Here is a 19,258-nt window from a genome sequence, read left to right on the forward strand (position 1 = left end):
GCCCGTCAGGTGAGCAGCAAGGCGAGCGCGAGCGTCAGCAGCAGGGAGTCCAGCCGGTCCAGCAGCCCGCCCGCGCCCGCCAGCCACGACGCCGAGTCCTTGACGCCGGCCCCGCGCTTGACCATCGACTCCAGCAGATCGCCCAGCGGGGCACCCGCCGCCACGGCGATCGCCAGCGGGATGGTGAACGCCCCCAGCAGCGCCAGCGCGCCCAGCCCGACGGCCGCCCCGGCCAGCGCGCCGCTCCAGCGCTTGGCCGGGGACAGCGGTGACAGGGACGGCCCGCCCAGCGACCGCCCGGCGAACGAGGCCGCGATGTCGCCCACCGACACCGCGACGAACACCGCCAGCACGACCGGCCCGAGCAGCACCACTCCCACCAGCGGAAGCAACCAGACCACCCCGAACACCCCGAGCGACGCCCTCCTGAGCCCGCCCGCCGCGTCGCCCCCGAGCAGCGGCACGAGCACGACGACCAGGACGGCGGCGACCAGCACCCGCGGCAGGTACGGCGGCGCCAGCCACGCCACTGGCGGCAGCGCGCCCGCGACCGCCACGAGCACCACCCGGTCGGGAACGGCCAGCCCCACCAGCCCGCCGTACTCCACGGCGCACACCACCCCGGCCACGGCGGCGAGCACCGCGGCCCCACCCGGCCCGGCGTACAGGGCGGCGACCACGACGGGCACGGCCACCGCCCAAGCGCACCACCGCAGCATGTACTCCCGCCGGCGCGACAGCGCGACGGCGACCCCACCGACGACGAGCGCGACGGCGATGTACGGGACGGCTGTGGCAGGTGTGATCACGGGGTGGTCCGCAGGCGGTCCAGTGCGGTGGCGACGGTGGTGGCGACGCGGTCGTTGGCGTCGGGGTCGCGTACCGTGATCCGTACCGTCCGGCCCTCGAAGGCGGGGGACAGGGGCGACAGGTCGCGCAGGAACACCCCGTCCCGCCGGCACGCCGCCACCAGACCGGCCGCTGTGGGTCCGGACCGGGGCAGCGTCAGCAGGACGAAGTTGGCGGCCGACTCGTGGACCCGCAGGTCGTCGCCGAGACCGGCGAGCCGTTCGGCGAGGCCGGAGCGCAGGGTACGGGTCCGGGCCCAGCATCCGGCGTAGTAGCCGGGGTCGCGCAGGGCGTGCACGGCGGCGATCTGGGCGGGCAGGCTGAGCCCCCAGGGTGGGGTCCAGCGGCGCGACTCGGCCGCCAGCTCCGCCGGTCCGGCGAGGTAGGCCGCCCGCAGACCGGATAGGGCGTACATCTTGGACAGCGATTTGCACACCACGGTATTGCCCGAGGCAGCGGCGTACCGCTCCAGCGACGGTGACGGCGACGACGGCGGCGACTGCGACGACGGCGAATGCCCCGAGTCGGCGTACTCGACGTACGCCTCGTCGATCCAGAACCGCGTCCCGCCCGGCGCGTCCGCGATCACCCGGCGCAGCTCACCGGCATCGGTGTGGACGCCGGTCGGATTGTTGGGGTTGACGATGACCACCAGGTCATAGCGCTCGCGCAGCGTGTCCCGCAGGCGGTCCAGGTCCGGCCGCCAGCCGTCGGCCCGGCGCAGCGGGAACCGGTCGGCGCGGCAGCCGATCACCTGCTCGACGACATGGGCGTACTCCCCGTAGACGGGGTCGGGCAGCAGGACTCGCGAGGAGGTGTCCAGCCAGCCGCGGAACGCGCGGAAGATCAGGTCCGACGAGCCCGCCCCGGTCGCGACGGCGTCCGGGGGCAGGTCGCGGCGTTCGGCGATCTCCTCGACGAGCCCTTCGGGGTAGGCGGGGGGAGAGGTGCGGGCGAGCCAGCCCTGGTCGCCGCCCAGCAGCTCGACCACGGCGGGAGCGGGCGGATACCAGGCGTCGAGCACGTCGGCGGGCACGACGTCGTCGCGCGCCGGCAGGCTGTCGAACCGGCGGCCCACCACCCCGATCGAGGCGCCGCCGTGCTGGCAGGCGGGCGGTCCGGGCAGGAACGGCATCTCCATGCTCCAGCGCACCCGCGGCTCCAGGGCGCGCAGCAGCGGGCCGTGGTGCCGCCGCGCCCGTTCGGCCAGCTCGCTCACCTGCCCGGACAGCACCTCGAAGGTGACGGCCCCCGCGCGTACCCGGGTACCGGTGCCGGTCAGCCCGGCGGCCAGGTACATCCCGAGGATCTCGGTCCGGCCCAGCGCCGCGATGACGTGGCCGCCGTGCGCGGCCACCCAGCGCAGCGCGGCGTACATGAGCAGCGGCGCCGCCGCCGAGCCCCGCCAGCGCGGGTCCACGGTCAGGATGCGGATCTCGAACAGGTCCTCCCTGCCCAGGACCGGATGCCCGGCGCGGCTGAGGTACTTGTCGATCGAATAGCGGCCCGCCCAGGGCGGCGTGATGCTGACGAACCCCACCGGCCGGTCGCCGTGGGCGGCGACGATGTAGACGTTGCCGTCGTCGAGGGCGTCGCTCAGCCGTTCGGCCTGGTTGGGCGGGTGCTGGCCGAGCTCGTGCGCGTAGACCTCGTGCCGCAGCCGGTAGATCCACTCTCTGTCGGACGCGGACCCGGGGCGGATCTCCAGCATGACCATGTCTAGTCCGACGTACGCCGACACCAGTCGGTTTCCTGGTGAATGCTAGGGGTGGGCGGCCAGCAGGCGGGCGCGGCTGTTGCTCAGGTGGACGCGGGTCGCGGCGCGCGCGCCCTCGCCGTCCTGGCGCTCGATGGCCGCGTAGATGTTCGCATGCTCGACCACGATCTGCTCGAAATGCCCCTGCCCGGCGGGCGACAGCCGGTCACGCGGCACGATGATCATGGAAGGGCCGAACGACGTGATCAGGTCGGCGAAGTAGCGGTTGCCGGTCGCCAGCGCGATGCGGAGGTGGAACTGGAAGTCGGCGTTCACCGCCGTGCTCGGGTTGTCGGCGCTCGCGGCGAACCGGTCGAGGGCCGCCCGCAGGTCGTCCAGGCGGGGTCCCCCACCCCGGCGGGCGGCGAGGGCGGCGGCCTCGACCTCGAAGGCCATGCGGAAGTCGAGCAGGTCGACCACGTCATCGACGGTCAGCTCGCCGCTCTGGCCGAACTCGAACCTGGCCGAGCCCGGCCGCGCCAGGACGAAGCTGCCGCGGCCGTGCTGGGTCTCGACGAGCCCGGCGGCCTGCAGCCGCGAGATGGCCTCGCGCACGACCGTCCTGCTCACGCCGTACGTCTCCACCAGGCTGCTCTCGGTCGGCAGCTTGTCGCCGGGGTGGATGACGCCTTCCTGGATGCGCGCTGTCAGGTCGTCGACGAGGGTCTGGGTCAGGCTCGCCATCGCGGGGTCAGTCCTTTCTGGTGCCGAACTCGCACTGGTCCGCGGTCCACTTGGCGGCCTGCTCGCTCGGGGTCAGCCCGAGGCCGGGGCGGTCGGGCACGATCATCCTGCCATCGCGGATCTCCAGGCGCTCCTCGAACAGCGGCTCCAGCCACTCGAAGTGCTCGACCCAGGGCTCCAGCCCGTAGGCGGCGGCCAGATGCAGGTGGATCTCCATCGCGAAGTGCGGGGCCAGCTGCAGGCGGTTGTGCTCGGCCAGCGCCGCCAGGCGCAGGAACGGCGTGATGCCGCCGATGCGCGGCGCGTCGGGCTGGATGACGTCGGCGGATCCGAGGCGGATGAGCTCGGCGTGCTCGGCGACGCTGGTGAGCATCTCACCGGTCGCGATCGGCGTGTCGAGCGAGGCGGCGAGCGCCGCGTGGCCGGCGCTGTCGTAGGCGTCCAGCGGCTCCTCGATCCAGACCAGCCCGAACTCCTCCATGGCCCGGCCCATGCGCTGGGCGGCCGGCCGGTCCCACTGCTGGTTGGCGTCCACCATGAGGGGTACGCCGTCGCCCAGATGCTCGCGCACCGCGCCGACCCTGGCCAGGTCGATCCGGGAGTCGGGGTGGCCGACCTTGAGCTTGATGCCGCCGATGCCGCGTTCGAGCGCGGCGCTCGCGTTCTCGATGACCTGCTCGATCGGGGTGTGCAGGAAGCCGCCGGAGGTGTTGTAGCAGCGTACGGAGTCGCGGTGGGCGCCCAGCAGCTTGGCCAGGGGGAGTCCGGCGCGCTTGGCCTTCAGGTCCCACAGCGCGACGTCGAGGGCCGCGATGGCCTGCGTGGACAGCCCGCTGCGCCCGACCGACGCCCCCGCCCAGACCAGCTTCTCCCACAGGCGGGCGATGTCGCTGGGGTCCTCGCCGAGCAGGTCCGAGGCGATCTCCCTGGCGTGCGCGTACTGGCCGGGGCCGCCGGCGCGCTTGGAGTAGCCGAAGCCGAAGCCCCGATGCCCGCTCTCGGCGCCGATCTCGGCGAACAGGAAGGCGATCTCGGTCATCGGCCGCTGCCGCCCGGTGAGCACTTTGGCGTCACTGATCGGGGTGGCGAGCGGCAGATAGACCGAGGAGAGCCGGATCCAGGAGATGCGGTCGGAGGTAGTCATGGCAGTCATCGTACAACTCGCCATGTCGTCATACAACTGCTGGTCGTCTAGAACTCGGCGGTCCCGGACAGGTCCATGGGGGCCATGCGCTCGATGGCCAGCCTGGTGCGCTCCATCGCGTCGGTGATCTCCTTCGTCCGTTCCTCGGTGAGGTTGGCGATGGGCACCGAGCAGCTGATGGCGTCGGTCGGCGGGCTGGTGTAGCGCAGCGCGAAGCCGAAGCACATGACGCCGGCGTAGTTCTCCTCGTCGTCGATGGCGTAGCCGCGCCGGCGCGTCAGCTCCAGATCCCGGGTCAGGGCGTCGCGGTCCACCAGCGTCTTGGGCGTCAGGGGAGTGAGCTGCGCGGGGATCGGCACCTCCAGGCCGGTGCCGAGCCGCTCGGCCAGCAGCGACTTGCCCATCGCCGTGCTGAAGGCGGGCAGCCGGCGCCCGACCCGGCTGAAGGGGCGCAGATACTGGCTCGACTCCTTGGTGGCCAGGTAGACGATGTCGCCCCGGTCCAGGCGGCCGAAGTGGATGGTCTCGTCGAGCAGCGCGCTGAGGTCGTTGATGTGCGGCTGGACGATGCGCAGGTAGGGATCGGTGTCGAGATAGGTGGTGCCCGCCAGCAGGGCGCGGATGCCGATGCTGTAGAGCGTCCCGCTCGCGTCGGTGCGCACCCAGCCGCGCTCGACCAGTGTGCGGATCAGTGCGTAGATGCTGCTGCGCGGCGCGCCGAGCGCGTCGCTGAGCTCGCGCAGCCGGGCCGGCCGGTTCTGTCGCGAGGCGAGGAGCTCAAGGAGTTCGACCGTGCGGGCGGCGGACTTCACGCCCCGCACGCCGCTCTGCGCCGTGCCCTCGGCCTCGTCTAGGGGGAGTGTCATCGCACCTCATCTGTCGGGGGACGGCCTGTTGACACATTACCAATTTTGGAGCGAGACTGCTCGCCACGTAACAGGCATCTACATATGGAGACAGGATGACCGATACGTATACAAGTGATGATGTACGCGCCAGGCTTCGGCGGGGTATGGAGACCGGCGTTCTGTCGTTCCCGCTGACGCCCTTCGACGCCGACGGGGCCCTGGACATCGACGCCTTCCGCGCCTACCTCCGCGACCAGATCGCGGCCGGTCCCGGCGCGGTGTTCCCATGCTGCGGGACGGGGGAGTTCTTCTCCCTGGCCGAGGACGAGTACGAGAGGGTCGTCACGGCCGCGGTCGAGGAGGCGGCCGGAGCGCTGCCGGTCGTCGTGGGGGCCGGCTACGGCTGGGCCCAGGCCGCCCGGTTCGCCGCCATCGCCGAGCGGGCCGGGGCCGACGCGTTGCTGCTGATGCCGCCCTATCTGGTGGAGGCGCCCCAGGAGGGCTTGGTCGAGCACGTACGGCGGGTCGCCGCCAGTACCTCGCTGCCCGTGATCGTCTACCAGCGCGCCCAGATGAAGGTGGCGGTGGGCAGCATCGCCGGGCTGGCCGCGATACCGAACGTGATCGGCCTCAAGGACGGCCACTGCGACCTCGACCAGTTGCAGCGGCTCAAGCTGGCCGCGCCGCCGGAGTGGCTGTTCTTCAACGGCGCCGCGACGGCCGAGATGCAGGCCCGCGCCTACCGGAGCATCGGCGTGCCCGCCTACTCCTCCGCCGTGCACGCCTTCGCCCCCGAGATCGCCAAGAACTTCTTCCAGGCCTTCCACGCCGACGACCACGAGCGGGTCGAGCTGCTGCTGAGCCGCTTCTACGTCCCCCTGGTCGAGCTGCGCGACAAGGGCATCGGTTACGGAGTCTCGCTGGTCAAGGCCGCGGCTAAGCTGCGGGGAGTGCCCGTGGGCTCCGTACGCGCCCCGCTCGCCGACCCCCCGCCCGAGCACCTGGAACAGCTCCGCGCCCTGCTGGACACTGGCCTCGACCTCGTCCGGTAAGGAAGGAATCCCCATATGTCGCAACCCATCCCTCGGATCGTCAAGGCGACCGTCACGCCGATCCTGATCAGCGACCCGCCGCTGCTCAACGTCCTCGGCGTGCACCAGCCGTACACCCCGCGCACCATCGTCGAGCTCGAGACCGACAGCGGCGCCACCGGGGTCGGCGAGACCTACGGCGACACCGAATACCTGGAGGTGGCGCGCAACCTCGCCAAGGCCGTCATCGGCCGGCCGCTCACCGCGCTGAACGGGCTGCACGAGCTGGCCTACGACTCGGCGGGGCTGACGCCCGGCACGATCAACGAGTTCGACCCGGCCGGGCTGCGCGGCAGCCGTACCAACGAGAAGATCGTCCGCAGCGTGGTCTCGGCCTTCGAGGTCGCCAGCCTGGACACGCTCGGCAAGACGCTCGGCCTGCCCGTGCACGCGCTGCTCGGCGGCAAGGTGCGCGACCGGGTCGACTACAGCGGCTACCTGTTCTACCGCTGGGCCGAGCACCCGATGGAGGACGCGCCGCGCGACGACTGGGGTGCCGCCCTCGACCCCGAAGGCGTCGTACGCCAGGCGCGGCGCTTCACCGACACCTACGGATTCCGCTCCTTCAAGCTCAAGGGCGGCGTGTTCCCGCCCGAAGAGGAGATCGCGGCCATCAAGGCGCTGGCCGAAGCCTTCCCCGACCACCCGCTGCGCCTGGACCCCAACGGCGGCTGGTCGCTGGAGTCGAGCGTGCGCGTCGCCGAGGAGCTCGACGGCCTGCTGGAGTACCTGGAGGACCCGACCACCGGCATCGACGGCATGGCGCAGGTACGCGCCAGGACCGGCGCGCTGCTGGCCACCAACATGTGCGTCACCACGTTCGGCGAGATCCCCGAGGCGTTCGCCAAGGACGCCGTCCAGGTGGTGCTGTCCGACCATCACTACTGGGGCGGCCTGCACGCCACGCGCGAGCTCGCGGCGCTGTGCCGCACCTACGGGGTCGCGCTGTCGATGCACTCCAACACCCACCTCGGCATCAGCCTCGCCGCGATGACTCACGTCGCCAGCGTCATTCCGGACCTGGAGTACGCCTGCGACAGCCACCGGCCCTGGCAGACCGAGGACGTCATCACCCAGCCGCACCGCTTCGTCGGCGGCGCCCTCGAGGTGTCCGACGCCCCTGGCCTCGGGGTCGAACTCGACCGCGACGCCCTGGCCACCCTGCACGAACGCTGGAGCGAGCTCAGCGGTTTCCGCGACAGGGACGATGTGGCCGCCATGCGCGTGGCCGACCCCACGTGGGTCCAGCCCCCGCTTCCACGCTGGTGAAAGAGAGAACACTCTGATGAGAATGTCATCCACGATCGGCCTGCGCATCGGTGGCGCCCTGCTGGCAGTGGTCGCCATGTCCGCCTGCTCGGTCAAGGGCGGCGGTGCCGGCGATGGCGCCGCCTACCCCAGCAAGGCCGTGGAGTTCACCGTCCCGACGGAGCCGGGCGGCAGCACCGACCTGGTCACCCGCGCCCTGGCCAAGAGCATCGAGAAGCCGCTCGGCAAGCCCGCCGTGGTGGTCAACAAGCCGGGCGCCAACGGCAAGATCGCCGGTAAGGACGTCTTCAGCAGCAAGCCCGACGGCTACCGGGTGGCCGTGATGCCGCAGTCGCTGTTCGCCATCGGGCCGCTCATGGTCCAGGACCCCGACGCCATCAAGCTCGAGGACATGACCTTCGTCAAGGGACTGGCCGTCGAGGACTACGCCCTGGTCGTGCCGGCCACCTCGCCGTACAAGTCGCTCAAGGACCTGCTCGCGGCCGACGGCATCAAGTACGGCACCACCGGCGCGGGGACGGGCAGCCAGCTGTCGCAGGCCCTGCTGTTCGGGGTGGCGAAGGTGAAGGCGACGCCGGTGCCGTTCGACGGCGGCGCCCCCACGATCACCGCGGTCCTGGGCGGCAAGGTCGACGCGGCGTCCGTGCAGATCGCCGAGGCCGCCAAGCACGTCCAGTCCGGCAAGCTCCGGGCGCTGGCCGTGTTCGGCACCAAGCGCGTCGAGGCGCTGCCCGACACGCCGACGGCCACCGAGTCCGGCTATGACGTCGTGGTGGACCAGCGCAGGTTCGTGGCCGCGCCCGCCGGGCTGCCGGCCGACGTACGCGACAAGCTGGCCGGCGCCATCGACAAGGCCATCGCCACGCCCGAGTACGGCGAGCTGCTGAAGTCCAACTACATCGGCCGCTGGGAGGTCGGCGGCGATGAGGTCAAGACGCAGCTCACCAAGGCCCAGGGCGAGTTCGCCGCGCTGACGAAGAAGCTCGGGATCGACCTCACGGGCCAGCAATGACCAGCGTCGTACCCGAGGAAGGCGTGCCGGAGGAGGACGGGCTTCCCACCCCGCCGACTCCGGCCTACGCCCGCCGGCAGAACATCGTCGCGGCGCTCATCCCGCTCGCCATCGGCGTGATCACCGGGATCATGTCGTGGAGCCTGGGGGTCGGCACGCTGTCCAACCCGGGCCCCGGGCTGTGGCCGCTGGCCGTCAGCGTCGCCATGGTCGTGACCGCGGCGGTGCTCGTGCTGCGGTCCGGGCCGACCGGCGAGGAGGAGACCTTCACCCGCGAGGCCCTGATCGTCGTCGTCGCGGCGGTGTCCCTCGTGGGCTACGCGCTGCTGTTCGAGCGGATCGGCTTCGAGATCCCCACGGTGGCGCTGCTCGTCCTGTGGCTGAAGGGACTCGGACGAGAGGGCTGGCGGATGACCGTGATCATCTCGCTCGGCTCGACCGCCGTCCTTTACCTGCTGTTCGTCACCGGGCTGGGCGTGTCACTTCCGCACATCCTGCCCTTCTGAACCAGATCGGCTGACCATGGATTTCTTCTCCCCGGTGATCGCCGGGTTCGGGGTCGTCTTCCAACCGGAGAACCTGTTCTACTGCCTGCTCGGCGTCACGCTGGGCATGCTCGTTGGCGTCCTGCCCGGCCTCGGGCCCGCCGCCACGATCGCGATCCTGCTGCCGGTCACGTACAACATCGAGCCGACGGCCGCGATCATCATGCTCGCGGGCATCTTCTACGGCGCCCAGTACGGCGGCACGATCACCTCGGTGCTGCTGCGGCTGCCGGGCGAGGCGTCCAGCGTGGTGACCGCGATCGACGGCCACGAGATGGCCAGACAGGGGCGGGCCGGCTCCGCGCTCGGCATCGCGGCGATCGGCTCCTTCATCGGCGGCACGGTCGCGATCATCGCGCTCACCTTCGTCGCGCCGCTGGTGGCCGGGTTCGCGCTGGACTTCGGCCCCGCCGAGTACACGGCGCTGGCGCTGCTGGGCATCCTGCTGGTCTCGACGCTCGGCACCGGCTCCACGACCAAGAGCATCCTGATGGCCACCGTCGGCCTGCTTCTGGCGACCATCGGCCAGGACCCGCTGGCCGGCACCTCGCGCCTGACGTTCGGCAGCGACCAGCTGCTCGACGGCATCGACTTCGTGATCGTCGCGATGGGCCTGTTCGGCGTCGGCGAGATCCTCTACAGCCTGGAGTCGCTGCGCGGCAAGAGCGCCCCCGCTCCCAGCGTCGGCTCGGTCTATCCCTCGCGCAAGGACCTCGGCGAGTCCAAGGGAGCCATCACCCGCGGCTCGCTGGTGGGCTTCATCCTCGGCATCCTGCCGGGCGGCGGGGCGACCATGTCGTCGATGGTGGCGTACGCGGTGGAGAAGAAGACCGCCAAGCACCCCGAACGGTTCGGCAAGGGCGCCATCCAGGGCGTCGCCGGACCCGAGACCGCCAACAACGCCGCCGCCACGTCCTCCTTCATCCCGCTGCTCACCCTGGGTATCCCGGCGAACGCGACCATGGCCATCATGTTCGGCGCGCTGCTGCTCCAGGGCATCACGCCGGGGCCGCTGCTGGTGCAGGAGAAGCCGGACCTGTTCTGGGGCGTCGTCAACTCGATGTACGTCGGCAACATCCTGCTGCTGGCCATGAGCCTGCCGCTGATCGGGATCTTCGTCAAGATCCTGCGCATCCGAGCGGCGATCCTGGCGCCGCTGACCATCCTGATCACCATGATCGGCGTCTACACCGTCCGCCTGAACGTCTTCGACATGTTCCTGATGGTCGGCCTCGGGATCGTGGGCTATCTGATGAAGAAGGTCGGCTTCGAGCCGGGGCCGTTGGTGCTGGCCTTCGTTCTCGGCAGCCTGCTGGAGTCGTCCTTCCGGCGCTCGATGCGCCTGTTCGACGGCCAGCTGACCGGCTTCTTCGGCCAGCCGATCGCCGCGACGCTGCTGGTGGCGATCCTGCTCATCATCGTCGTCCCGCCCCTGAGCCGGGCTCTCCGTAAGCAACGCAGAAAGGCCACAGCATGACGGTCATCGTGGGATATGTGCCCAACCCGCTGGGCCGGGTCGCGCTCGAGCACGCGATCGCGGAGGCCGCGCTCCGAGGGGCGCCGCTGAAGATCCTCAACGTCTCGCGGCCCGGCGCCTACGTCGACGCCTCGACCGCGGACGCGGCGGAGATCAAGCGCCTGGTCCCGGAGGAGGTGGCGTACGACTTCGAGCAGGTGGCCGAGGACGACGTCGCCGAGGCCGTGCTCGCGGCGGCGCAGGCGGCCTCGGCGAGCCTGATCGTCATCGGGCTGCGCAGGCGCTCACCGGTCGGCAAACTGATCATGGGCAGCAGCGCCCAGCGGATCCTGCTCGAAGCGAACTGTCCGGTGCTCGCGGTCAAGGAGCCGGGTTGACCGGCATCCATCCCGGGCCGGTGATGTGGCCGGGATGGATGACGGTGGCCGGGAAGCCGTCACGGTGGGCGCGGTCGAGCAAATGCGCCTCGATGGCGGCCTTCTGACGGCCGTAGTGCGCGATCGGCCTTAGTAACGGCCTCAGTACTCGTAGGCCCCGGCTTCGATGGTGCCGTTCCCGCCCACCGGGGCTCCGTCCAGGTCGATGGGGTTGAACTTCTTGACGCCCAGACCGATCGCCGGGCTCCCGCTCAGCAGCCGCAGGGGCCTGCTCGGGTCGGTGTCGAACTTCGGGTCCTTGCGCACGTTGGCGGTGCCGGCCGTCATCTGGTACTGGCCGCCGTAGAAGACGTTGTGGTCGTTGGCGGTGAAGGTGGAGTCAGCGTAGGCGCTCTTCTTCCCGGCCACGACGATGTTCTGCGAGAGCTTGAAGTGCGCGTTCGTGCAGCTCGCGTAGCAGACGACGCCCTCGGCGTCGGAGTTGGGCAGGTTCATCGAGTTGTTGCGGAACACGGTGCTGAACACCGGGCCGTTCGTCTCGATCTCGCCGTTGTCCTTGACCGGGCCGCGGGTGACGATGCCGGAGCGGGTCCTGTCTCCGTAGATGCCGTTGTACTCGAAGACGTTGCCGGAGGTCCCGTCGGGGTCGTTCGTCGATCCGTCGTCGTTGCGGCTGGTGCCCAGCTCGGTGAAGGTGTCGTTGTCGAGCGCGAGGTTGTGGTGGACGTAGTTGCGGGAGCCCATGAAGATCTCCACCGCCGCGCCGTCGAACTCGTAGTCGTAGCTGAAGGCCACCGATCCGGTGATGGTGTTCCAGCCGATGTTGGAGTCGTCGCCCTGCACCAGCATCGCGAACGCGCCGGAGTCGTCGTTGTCGTTCTCCTCCTGCGGCGTGAGCTTGCTCATGAAGTTGTTGTTGACGAACTCGTTGCTGGTCACCGCGGTGTACCGGGCACTCGTCTCGATGTAGACGCCCGCCGCCGCGCCGGTGATGTAGTTCTGCTCGATGACGTTGTTGCTGCCGCCTACCTTGATCCCCGCCCACGAGCAACGGCCCTGGTCCGAGTCCACGCCGACCTGCAGGTTGTAGACCTCGATGTGGCTGCCTCCGAGGTACAGGCAGGCCTCGATGTCGTCCTTGAGCACCGGACGGGCGCCCGTGCCGTAGGCGTCGACGACGATCGGGTTGTCCGCGTCGCCCGACTCGGTGATTTCCAGCTGCCCGGACCACGTGCTGCCGCGGCTGAGCATGAGCTTTTCGCCCGGCTCCAGCTTCGCCGCGGACGCCTTGGCCAGCGTCTTCCACGCCGTTTCCGGGGAGTCGCCGGCGGCCGAGTCGTTGCCGTTGACGCTGTCGAGGTAGTAGGTGTCGATGTCATCCGCGGAGGCGGGGGCCGCGACGGCCCCCGCGAACGCTAACGCGAGGGCCGCCACACCCGCCGCGTACGACGTCAAGTTTCGGGTCGATAAATTCCAGGCGCGCAACTGAGTTCTCAGCCTCCTGATCGCGGTGACGAAGAAGCCAGATGAAGATCATCTGGCTTGCGGGGTCACTGTAACCGCGATGCCTGGATAATTTCGACACCCAAAATGACCATTTTGTATCCGGAACATGTAAGGAAGCCGAATACCCTCCCCAAAGGGGCGTTAGACGATCACCCTGCACACCAGGGCGTCGGACGTGCCCCGCCTGGCGCTCATGACGACCTCCGTGGTGAGGAACTTGCACGCCAGGTAGGGGTCGCCGGATCCGGCGTACTGCGGCGGGCCGCCGGTGCCGCTCGCGTAGCACCTGAGGCCGCCCGCCTCGTAGAAGCCGATCCACGAGGCCGAGCTGACTTTCGCGTGGCAGTAGTCGCCGATCGACGTCGGCCCGAAGGTGACGTCCACTTCGGCCGCCTGGGCGGGCAGGGCGAGGGTGATCAGGGTGGCGGCGGCGACCGAGGTCAGGGTGAGGACACGACGAAGCACGGCGACTCCAGATTCGGGGGGTTGGACGCTTCATCCGGAGTATCTATTAGGAAAGTTTCCTATGCAATATGTCCGCGCATGGGAAAAGTCCCGGTATTCAGCAGAAAACCGGTACCGTACCAGCCATCTCTGACGGATCACCGCATTTCGCAGGGCGACAAAACAGCCCGCGAACGGCTCGCCACCCCACCCCCGTGCGCGCCGTCGGAGCCTCTGGAGGACCGCGAACGGGTTTGTCGGTCGGGGTCGCTAACGTTCGGCGCAGTTGCACAGCAGGGGCTGGAAAACCCCTGCTCATTCGACGTTCGTGCACGGTGAAAGGCGGGGACCGTTGGGTTGGCTGGCAGCGGGCGACGGGTATGAGGTCGCCCTCATAGAGGGCCGGGTGGCGGCGCGAGCCACCTCCGGCCGGGCGGCGGGACGGCAGCTGAAGTCGCTGCCGAAGGCATTGCGCGATCACCCCGAGGTGGACCGGCTGCGCCGCTTCGCCGAGTGGCTCGACCGGCACGCCACCGCGTGCGTGGCGCAGGTGGACCTCTGGATGGTCTCCTCCCTGCCGGTGCCGACCGGGCTGCTGGCCCGTGTGTGGCCGGACGAGGCGTGGCAGTCGGCCCTGCGGGACCTGGCCGTGGTCGGTGACGACCCCGACGAGGTCGGCTTCCTGCGGGACGCCACCGACACCGGAGAGCTGCGGGTGGTCAACCTCGACGGCGAGACCGTACGCCTGTCGCCGCGGACCGTGACCCTGCCGCATCCCGTGCTGCTGCCCGACCTGGACGACCTGCGGGAGTTCGCCGCGGAGCTGGGCGTGGTCCAGAAGGTCGAGCAGATCCACCGGGCCACCTGGCGCAAGCCCGCCGACCTCAAGGCGACGGAGACGGCCGTGTCGGAGTTCTCCGGCGGCACCTACGACTCCAGGTTCGGCCTGGCCGCGCGGGCCACCGCGCTCGGCTACCGGGTCTCCGGCGGCTACGCCACCTGCCGGGTCCGCGACGGCGGCAGCCTGTCGGAGGCGACCGTCTGGATCGGCGAGCCCTACTGGGACGGCGAGATGACGACGGGCGACCTGAGCTGGCAGGACCTCGACGGCAGGACACTGCCGCTGCGCGAGGTCGGGCCGGTGGCCTGGTCGGAGGGGATGCGGATGGCCGCGGCGCTCTACGCCGGGCGGCGGGTCGAAGAGGGGAAGGACGCGTGACCATGTCTCAGGCCACCATGTCTCAGGCCACCATGTCTCAGGCAACCATGTCTCAGGCAACAGAACCGCAGACGGCGTCTCAGGCGGCGGAGCTGCTGAAGGCCGGTGCCGTGCTGCCGCTCGGCACCGAGGGGGGCGGCGAGCGGGCGGTGCCGATGACCGCCCGTACCTACCGCCATCCCGGGCTGGACGACCGGGTGGTCGTGCGGCTGGTCGCCGGGGAGCTCGGCTCGGCCGAGGACCTGGCCGCGAGCTTCCTGGGCCTGGCGCCCGACGGGGAGCCCGCCGAGGTCGGCCTGGGCCTGCGGCGCTCGCTCGGCTTCCCCGAATGGGTGCTCGTGCACCACCCCGAAGACGGGCATCACGCGCTCGCCGTCGTGCCGGAGCTGGAGCGCGCGGCCCGGCAGGCGAAGTCCAAGCCGAAGGCCGCGCTCGACGCCTACCAGCAGCTGGCCGCTCAGCTGGCCGCCTCCGTGCCCCACTTCCTGCCCACGTTCTACGAGCAGAGCGGCCGGGTGTTCCTGGGCGTCGAGAACGCCGTCTACGCCGCGCAGATGTTCGCCAGCGCGCGCCGGGCCGAGGCGCAGCACGGGCTCGCCGTGGACGAGGACCGGCTCGACGAGGTGTTCCTGGAGTTCGCGCTGGCGGGGGCGCTGCCGGTCAAGGTGCTGTCCGGCTACGCGAAGGAGCTGGCCACCCGGGTGACCGCCGACGAGGCGCTGCGCCGCTTCACGCGGCTGTGCGTACGGCGCACGGCGGGCGGGCTGCCGCCGTCGGCGCAGATGACGACGGACCTGCGCCGCCTGGCCAAGGCCGCCGGAGTCGACGTGGACGCGGGGGAGCAGGCCTACCTGGCCGAGCTGCTCGCCCTGCCGGCCGCCCATCGGGCCGCGACGGGCTGGTGGAAGGCGCACCGTACGGGGATCGCGGCACTGGCGTCGCGCGAGCCCGAGGTGCGGGTGACGCTGCTGAACATCATGCCGCAGGCCCGGGACAACGAGCTGGCGGGCCTGTGGCTGGAGATCCTCGAGGCGTCCGGCGCCACCGCCGGGCTGGTCTCCGGCCAGGTGCCGGAGCGGCCCGGCGACGGCACCGCCGGCTGGCTCGAACGCTTCCTGAAGGCGCGCAACTACGGCTGGCGGGTGCCGTCCCGCCTGCCCGCCCTCTACACGCTGGTGGAGCGGGCGGCCGATCAACTGCGCGCCGAACTGACCGCGCAGCGGCGGACACTGACGGTCGCTTACGACGTCGACCTGCTCGACCTGCTGCTGGCCCTCGACATTCCGGTACGCGATCCCGATGACGGCGACTCGCTGCGGCTGGAGCCCTGGGCGAAGGGGGAGGGGCAGCGCGACCTGGTCGCCCTGGCCGCCGACGCCCGGTTCCGGCCCTCCTTCGAGCGCGCGGCCGACGGCTTCAGCGACGACGAGGACGGCCGGCGGGCCGTCCGCCTGCTGGCCGCCTCCCCCGGCGGCCGGCCGATGCTGGCCGAATGGACCCGCAAGGTGGCCCTGCGCTCCACGGCCGCCGGGCTGCCGGACCTGCCCGACGCCCTGCGGCGGCTGGCCTGGCTGCCGGGCGAGGCGCTGGTCCTGGCCGAGGACGACGTACGCCGGGCGGCGGCGGCGCAGATCGCGCCGGTGCTCGCCCGCACCCTGCGGGCCGGGCTGTTCGACGAGCTGGGCTGGCCGGCCTGGGAGGAGGCGGCCGCGTCGCTCGTACCGAAGAAGGACGTCGACGACATCGTCGTCGCCGACGCCTGGCCGTACCTGCTCACGGCGGGCGCCGCGCAGGCCCGGGTGCTCGGTCCCGAGGGCACCGTGCTCACTCATGACCTGCGCATCCCGTCCGGAGACACCTGGAGCGACATCGGCCTGCACTATGTGGACGGCGAGCTGCTCGTCTACTGGCAGTCCCGCGACCTCGACTATCGGCTGCGCGGCTACTGGCACACCGCCCCTGACCGTCTCCACCCGATGGAGGGCGCCACCAACACCCGCGGGACGCGCATGGACTGGTACCGCGGCGACGACGCGGTCACCCTGCCCCTGCCCGGCGGCGGACGGACCACCGGTCAGGGGGTGCTGCACCGTGGCGACACGGCACTCCCCGAGGAGTCGTCGGTGATCACCGACGGCACCTCCTACTGGGTGTGGACCTGGGACGGCTCCGATCACGGCACCAGAGACTGGTACGAGTACGACCCGGCCGGCGGACAGGTGGGCAGGAAGGGCATGCCCGCCTTCCTCGCCGACGCGCTCCGCGACGCCCCGGCCGGCACCGAGTTCCACGCGGGATGGGTGCTTCCCGCGCCCTCGGACGAGGCCACCCCCGTGGGCACTCCCGTGGGCGGGCTGTTCGGCTGGCGCGTGGTGCGGCTGCCCGACGGGTCGATGCGCGGTGAGGACATCTCCGGCCGTACGTTCACCCTGGCGCCCGACGCCGGGACGCCGGCGCGCGTCCTGATGTTCCCCGGGGACGACCGGCCGCGGACCATCGTCAAGGGGGGCTACCGGCTCAACCTGGTCGATCCGGACGGCGTGGTCACGGCCGTGGCCCGCACGGACGACGCCCCCGGCCACTTCGCCATGGGCAGCCTCATCCTGCCGCCGGTGCGCTACTGGTGCTACCTGCGCCCGAGGGATCCGGAGGGCTCCGCGGCCCTGCGCGCCCTCGACCTGGACACGGCGGCGGCCCTGCTGGCGGTCGCCGGGGAGGAAGACCTGGAGGCGCGGATCCGTACCCTGCTTCCGCAGGTCAGCCATGACGCGCTCGTGGCCGGCATCGCGGGGGTCGTCCGCTTCGCCGGGACCCAGCAGACCTCGCTGCACACCGTCGCGGCCAGGCTCGCCGAGGCGCTCGCCGGCGGACACCAGGAGCAGGCGCCCGCCGGTCCCGCGGACTCCCTGCTCGACCAGGCGCTCCGGGGGCTCGGCGACTTCGTCGAATACTCCTGGCGCCTGCGGGCCGACGGCGCCTTCCAGCAGATCCAGACGATCGGGCGGCGGCTGGCGTCGGCATCGGCTCCGTCTGAGCCGGGAGCCCTGGCGTCTGGAGTGTCGGCGTCCGGAGGCTTGGCGTCGGGGCGGTTGGAGCCGGGCCCCGCACTGGCGGCCTCGTCCTCGTCGAGGTTGGGCCGCACTCACCTCGACCTGCCGGCCCTGCCGGACTCGGGTCTGCGATGGGATCTGGTGCTCGACGACACCGCCGCCCTGGCCTTCCGCGTCGCGACGGTGACGGTCGAGCAGGAACACCGCGCCACGCTGCACGAGCTGCTCCGCGTACTGAGCGAGCTCGGACTGCCCACCACGTCCGATCCGTCCCGCTGGCGACGAATGGACCTGCACCTCGACAAGCGCCATCTGATCAAGCCCGACGGCAACTGGCGCGACGGCAACTGGCTCGGGGCCCTGCCGCTGGAGGATGGCGCGTTCCTCGCCTTCGTGAGCTCGGGATCCCCGGACGACTCCGGCTGCGTGTGGACGGTGCTGTTCCACGACCCGGCCGGGCGGTTCGACGTCCCCCACCCCTATACGGCCCGGTCCTCGGTCCCGGTCGGGGTGGCGCGGGAGGCGGGCTGGCTGGAGGCGCTCTTCACCGAGCTGGCCGCGCGGGGACCGGCGCCCTGGCGGCCCGAGGCGGCCGAGGAGTTCGCCCGGCTCACCGGCGTCTCCGAGACGATGGCCCGGCTCATCGTGGCGGGTCTGCCGTCCGTGGACACGCACGAGCGCAACTTCCTCACCAAGGAAATCCGTACCACGATCGGCGTGAAACTAGCCGATGCCACCGTGGCAAGGGACGAGCTGCGCAAGACGGACGCCGGCATCCGGCGGGCGGTCGTCGCGGCGCTCCTGCCCAGCGACCCGGCCCGGCTCTGGAGCGACGGCCCGGACGTGGCCGCCGGGGCGGCGCTGTGGAACGACAAGGTCGGGTCGCAGGCGGCGATTCCCGAATGGCTGCTCGGGGAGGCGGCTCGCGCGGTGCGAACCGGCTGGGACACGAGCCGGGCACTGCGGGCCCTGCTCGACCCGGCCACCTCGCCGGAGCTGAGCCACGACCTGGCCTGGACCGTACGCGGTGACCGGGTCGCACCCGTCGACGACAACGCCACCGGGTTCACCACGAGCTCGCTGGTCGCGGCCGTCACCACCGCGCGGTGGCTGGCGTACCGGCTGCCCGCCGGAGATCCGATCCGGGCCGCGCTGCCGGCGGCGCTGGCCGCGGTCCGCGACCGGCTGGCCAACCCGGACCTGATGCTCGACCTGGGCCGCTACGTCGACCTGCCCGCGTTCAGGAAGGCAGCGGGAGCCCCGACCGAGACCGGCCAGGGCTACGAGAGATACGGCGCCGTCGTCATGGCCACCCATGACGACAGACCCGCTCCCGGCATCCGCGTGGCGTTGCTGGACGCGGCGGGTGAGGATCCGTACCTGCGCGCCCTGCTCGGCACCGAGGAGCCGTTCCCCGTCGAGATCGCGTTCCGGACCGCCCGCGACCCGCGGTTCGCGGCACTGCTCGCCGACCCCGGCGACCCGGTGCAGGGGGAGCGGGACGCGGACGGGACGTGGTGGCCGCAGGATCCCACCCGGTCCGTGCCCGATCTGGTCATCGAGGTGGCGAAGGAGTACGGGCTCGGCGAGGACGCCGCGGCCCACTACCTGATGCTGCTGGCCCTGCCCGACCCCACCGACCGCAACATCGCCCGGTGGACGGGCTGGAAGCCCGCCCGCCTCAAGGCGGCCCGCGCCGAGCTGGCCGCGACCGACCTCGTCGTCGAGGCGAGCCGCAGCCGGGCGGCGCGCACGCTGTTCCTGCCCGGCGGGTGGGCGGAGCAGTCGGCGCCGCTCCTTCCGCTGGAGCAGTGGAAGCTGGCCATGTTCGACCTGACCACCTTTGACGGCATCCCGATCGAGCCCGTCGCCGACCTCTACGCCAAGGCGTGGCAGCGGGTGCGCGACGGCGATGTTCCGCGCTTCGAGGAGCTCAAGGTCAAGCGCGGACGGCGACGCTGAGCCCGCACCCTCCCCGACTCTCTTA

At 71.3% G+C, this 19,258-nt stretch carries 15 protein-coding genes; 8 read left to right on the forward strand and 7 right to left on the reverse strand.

The features are described 5' to 3' along the window. Nucleotides 1-5: 5 nt before the first annotated feature. Genes ACGFJ2_RS43985 through ACGFJ2_RS44005 form a run of 5 tightly spaced genes read right to left on the reverse strand, consistent with a single transcriptional unit; the run spans nt 6 to nt 5,299 of the window. The gene (locus ACGFJ2_RS43985) at nt 6-809 is read right to left on the reverse strand and encodes a phosphatidate cytidylyltransferase (protein ID WP_393478693.1); all 804 of its coding nucleotides are present in this window, start codon (nt 807-809) and stop codon (nt 6-8) included. Next, nucleotides 806-2,590 carry an aminotransferase class I/II-fold pyridoxal phosphate-dependent enzyme gene (locus ACGFJ2_RS43990; RefSeq protein WP_393478696.1) on the reverse strand — a complete coding sequence of 595 codons (1,785 nt, stop codon included), beginning with the start codon at nt 2,588-2,590 and terminating at the stop codon, nt 806-808. The genes ACGFJ2_RS43985 and ACGFJ2_RS43990 overlap by 4 nt, the downstream gene beginning before the upstream one ends. 21 nt (nt 2,591-2,611) lie before the next feature. After that, nucleotides 2,612-3,289, reverse strand: a complete 678-nt coding sequence (locus tag ACGFJ2_RS43995; RefSeq protein ID WP_393478698.1) for a FadR/GntR family transcriptional regulator — start codon at nt 3,287-3,289, stop codon at nt 2,612-2,614. 7 nt (nt 3,290-3,296) lie between these two features. Next, nucleotides 3,297-4,433, reverse strand: a complete 1,137-nt coding sequence (locus ACGFJ2_RS44000; RefSeq protein ID WP_357954092.1) for a mandelate racemase/muconate lactonizing enzyme family protein — start codon at nt 4,431-4,433, stop codon at nt 3,297-3,299. A gap of 47 nt (nt 4,434-4,480) precedes the next feature. Beyond that, on the reverse strand, nt 4,481-5,299 hold the full coding sequence (locus ACGFJ2_RS44005) for an IclR family transcriptional regulator (RefSeq protein WP_357954090.1): 819 nt from the start codon (nt 5,297-5,299) through the stop codon (nt 4,481-4,483). A 95-nt stretch (nt 5,300-5,394) separates the two neighbouring features. Between ACGFJ2_RS44005 and ACGFJ2_RS44010 the strand changes: the two genes are divergently transcribed. From ACGFJ2_RS44010 to ACGFJ2_RS44035, 6 genes are read left to right on the forward strand one after another with little or no spacing between them, the layout of a single operon-like run. Then, nucleotides 5,395-6,333 (forward strand): 5-dehydro-4-deoxyglucarate dehydratase, encoded by a 939-nt coding sequence (locus ACGFJ2_RS44010; protein ID WP_357954088.1) that lies wholly within the window; start codon nt 5,395-5,397, stop codon nt 6,331-6,333. A 15-nt stretch (nt 6,334-6,348) separates the two neighbouring features. Next, nucleotides 6,349-7,641, forward strand: a complete 1,293-nt coding sequence (locus tag ACGFJ2_RS44015) for a glucarate dehydratase family protein (protein ID WP_357954086.1) — start codon at nt 6,349-6,351, stop codon at nt 7,639-7,641. A 22-nt stretch (nt 7,642-7,663) separates the two neighbouring features. Then, nucleotides 7,664-8,653 carry a tripartite tricarboxylate transporter substrate binding protein gene (locus tag ACGFJ2_RS44020; protein WP_357954085.1) on the forward strand — a complete coding sequence of 330 codons (990 nt, stop codon included), beginning with the start codon at nt 7,664-7,666 and terminating at the stop codon, nt 8,651-8,653. Continuing rightward, nucleotides 8,650-9,159 carry a tripartite tricarboxylate transporter TctB family protein gene (locus tag ACGFJ2_RS44025; RefSeq protein ID WP_357954083.1) on the forward strand — a complete coding sequence of 170 codons (510 nt, stop codon included), beginning with the start codon at nt 8,650-8,652 and terminating at the stop codon, nt 9,157-9,159. The genes ACGFJ2_RS44020 and ACGFJ2_RS44025 overlap by 4 nt, the downstream gene beginning before the upstream one ends. Nucleotides 9,160-9,175: 16 nt before the next feature. After that, complete coding sequence (locus ACGFJ2_RS44030; protein WP_357954081.1) at nt 9,176-10,675, forward strand: tripartite tricarboxylate transporter permease; 1,500 nt, start codon at nt 9,176-9,178, stop codon at nt 10,673-10,675. Next, nucleotides 10,672-11,052: a universal stress protein gene (locus ACGFJ2_RS44035; protein ID WP_393478705.1), complete on the forward strand. Its 381-nt coding sequence runs from the start codon at nt 10,672-10,674 to the stop codon at nt 11,050-11,052. The genes ACGFJ2_RS44030 and ACGFJ2_RS44035 overlap by 4 nt, the downstream gene beginning before the upstream one ends. 141 nt (nt 11,053-11,193) lie before the next feature. On the opposite strand, the gene ACGFJ2_RS44040 is transcribed toward ACGFJ2_RS44035, so the two are convergent. Both ACGFJ2_RS44040 and ACGFJ2_RS44045 read right to left on the reverse strand, forming a co-directional pair. Further along, complete coding sequence (locus tag ACGFJ2_RS44040; protein WP_357954077.1) at nt 11,194-12,507, reverse strand: hypothetical protein; 1,314 nt, start codon at nt 12,505-12,507, stop codon at nt 11,194-11,196. A 192-nt stretch (nt 12,508-12,699) separates the two neighbouring features. Beyond that, the gene (locus tag ACGFJ2_RS44045) at nt 12,700-13,023 is read right to left on the reverse strand and encodes a hypothetical protein (RefSeq protein WP_357954075.1); all 324 of its coding nucleotides are present in this window, start codon (nt 13,021-13,023) and stop codon (nt 12,700-12,702) included. Nucleotides 13,024-13,354: 331 nt separating this feature from the next. Between ACGFJ2_RS44045 and ACGFJ2_RS44050 the strand changes: the two genes are divergently transcribed. Next, nucleotides 13,355-14,221 (forward strand): DUF4132 domain-containing protein, encoded by an 867-nt coding sequence (locus tag ACGFJ2_RS44050; RefSeq protein ID WP_358184323.1) that lies wholly within the window; start codon nt 13,355-13,357, stop codon nt 14,219-14,221. A gap of 47 nt (nt 14,222-14,268) precedes the next feature. Then, a complete protein-coding gene (locus ACGFJ2_RS44055; protein ID WP_393478709.1) occupies nt 14,269-19,233 on the forward strand; it encodes a DNA-binding protein in 4,965 nt (1,654 codons plus the stop codon). Nucleotides 19,234-19,258: the final 25 nt, after the last annotated feature.

Origin of the sequence: Nonomuraea sp. NPDC049028, from assembly GCF_043197735.1 — a bacterium.
Classification (GTDB): Bacteria; Actinomycetota; Actinomycetes; order Streptosporangiales; family Streptosporangiaceae; genus Nonomuraea.

Excerpts from the sequence above, each read along its gene's own strand:
- ACGFJ2_RS44055 (WP_393478709.1), top strand. The coding sequence starts at position 14,269 with ATGTCTCAGGCAACAGAACCGCAGACGGCGTCTCAGGCGGCGGAGCTG.
- ACGFJ2_RS44025 (WP_357954083.1), top strand. The coding sequence starts at position 8,650 with ATGACCAGCGTCGTACCCGAGGAAGGCGTGCCGGAGGAGGACGGGCTT.
- ACGFJ2_RS44000 (WP_357954092.1), bottom strand. The coding sequence starts at position 4,433 with ATGACTACCTCCGACCGCATCTCCTGGATCCGGCTCTCCTCGGTCTAT.
- ACGFJ2_RS44015 (WP_357954086.1), top strand. The coding sequence starts at position 6,349 with ATGTCGCAACCCATCCCTCGGATCGTCAAGGCGACCGTCACGCCGATC.
- ACGFJ2_RS44005 (WP_357954090.1), bottom strand. The coding sequence starts at position 5,299 with ATGACACTCCCCCTAGACGAGGCCGAGGGCACGGCGCAGAGCGGCGTG.
- ACGFJ2_RS44010 (WP_357954088.1), top strand. The coding sequence starts at position 5,395 with ATGACCGATACGTATACAAGTGATGATGTACGCGCCAGGCTTCGGCGG.
- ACGFJ2_RS44030 (WP_357954081.1), top strand. The coding sequence starts at position 9,176 with ATGGATTTCTTCTCCCCGGTGATCGCCGGGTTCGGGGTCGTCTTCCAA.
- ACGFJ2_RS44020 (WP_357954085.1), top strand. The coding sequence starts at position 7,664 with ATGTCATCCACGATCGGCCTGCGCATCGGTGGCGCCCTGCTGGCAGTG.
- ACGFJ2_RS44035 (WP_393478705.1), top strand. The coding sequence starts at position 10,672 with ATGACGGTCATCGTGGGATATGTGCCCAACCCGCTGGGCCGGGTCGCG.
- ACGFJ2_RS43995 (WP_393478698.1), bottom strand. The coding sequence starts at position 3,289 with ATGGCGAGCCTGACCCAGACCCTCGTCGACGACCTGACAGCGCGCATC.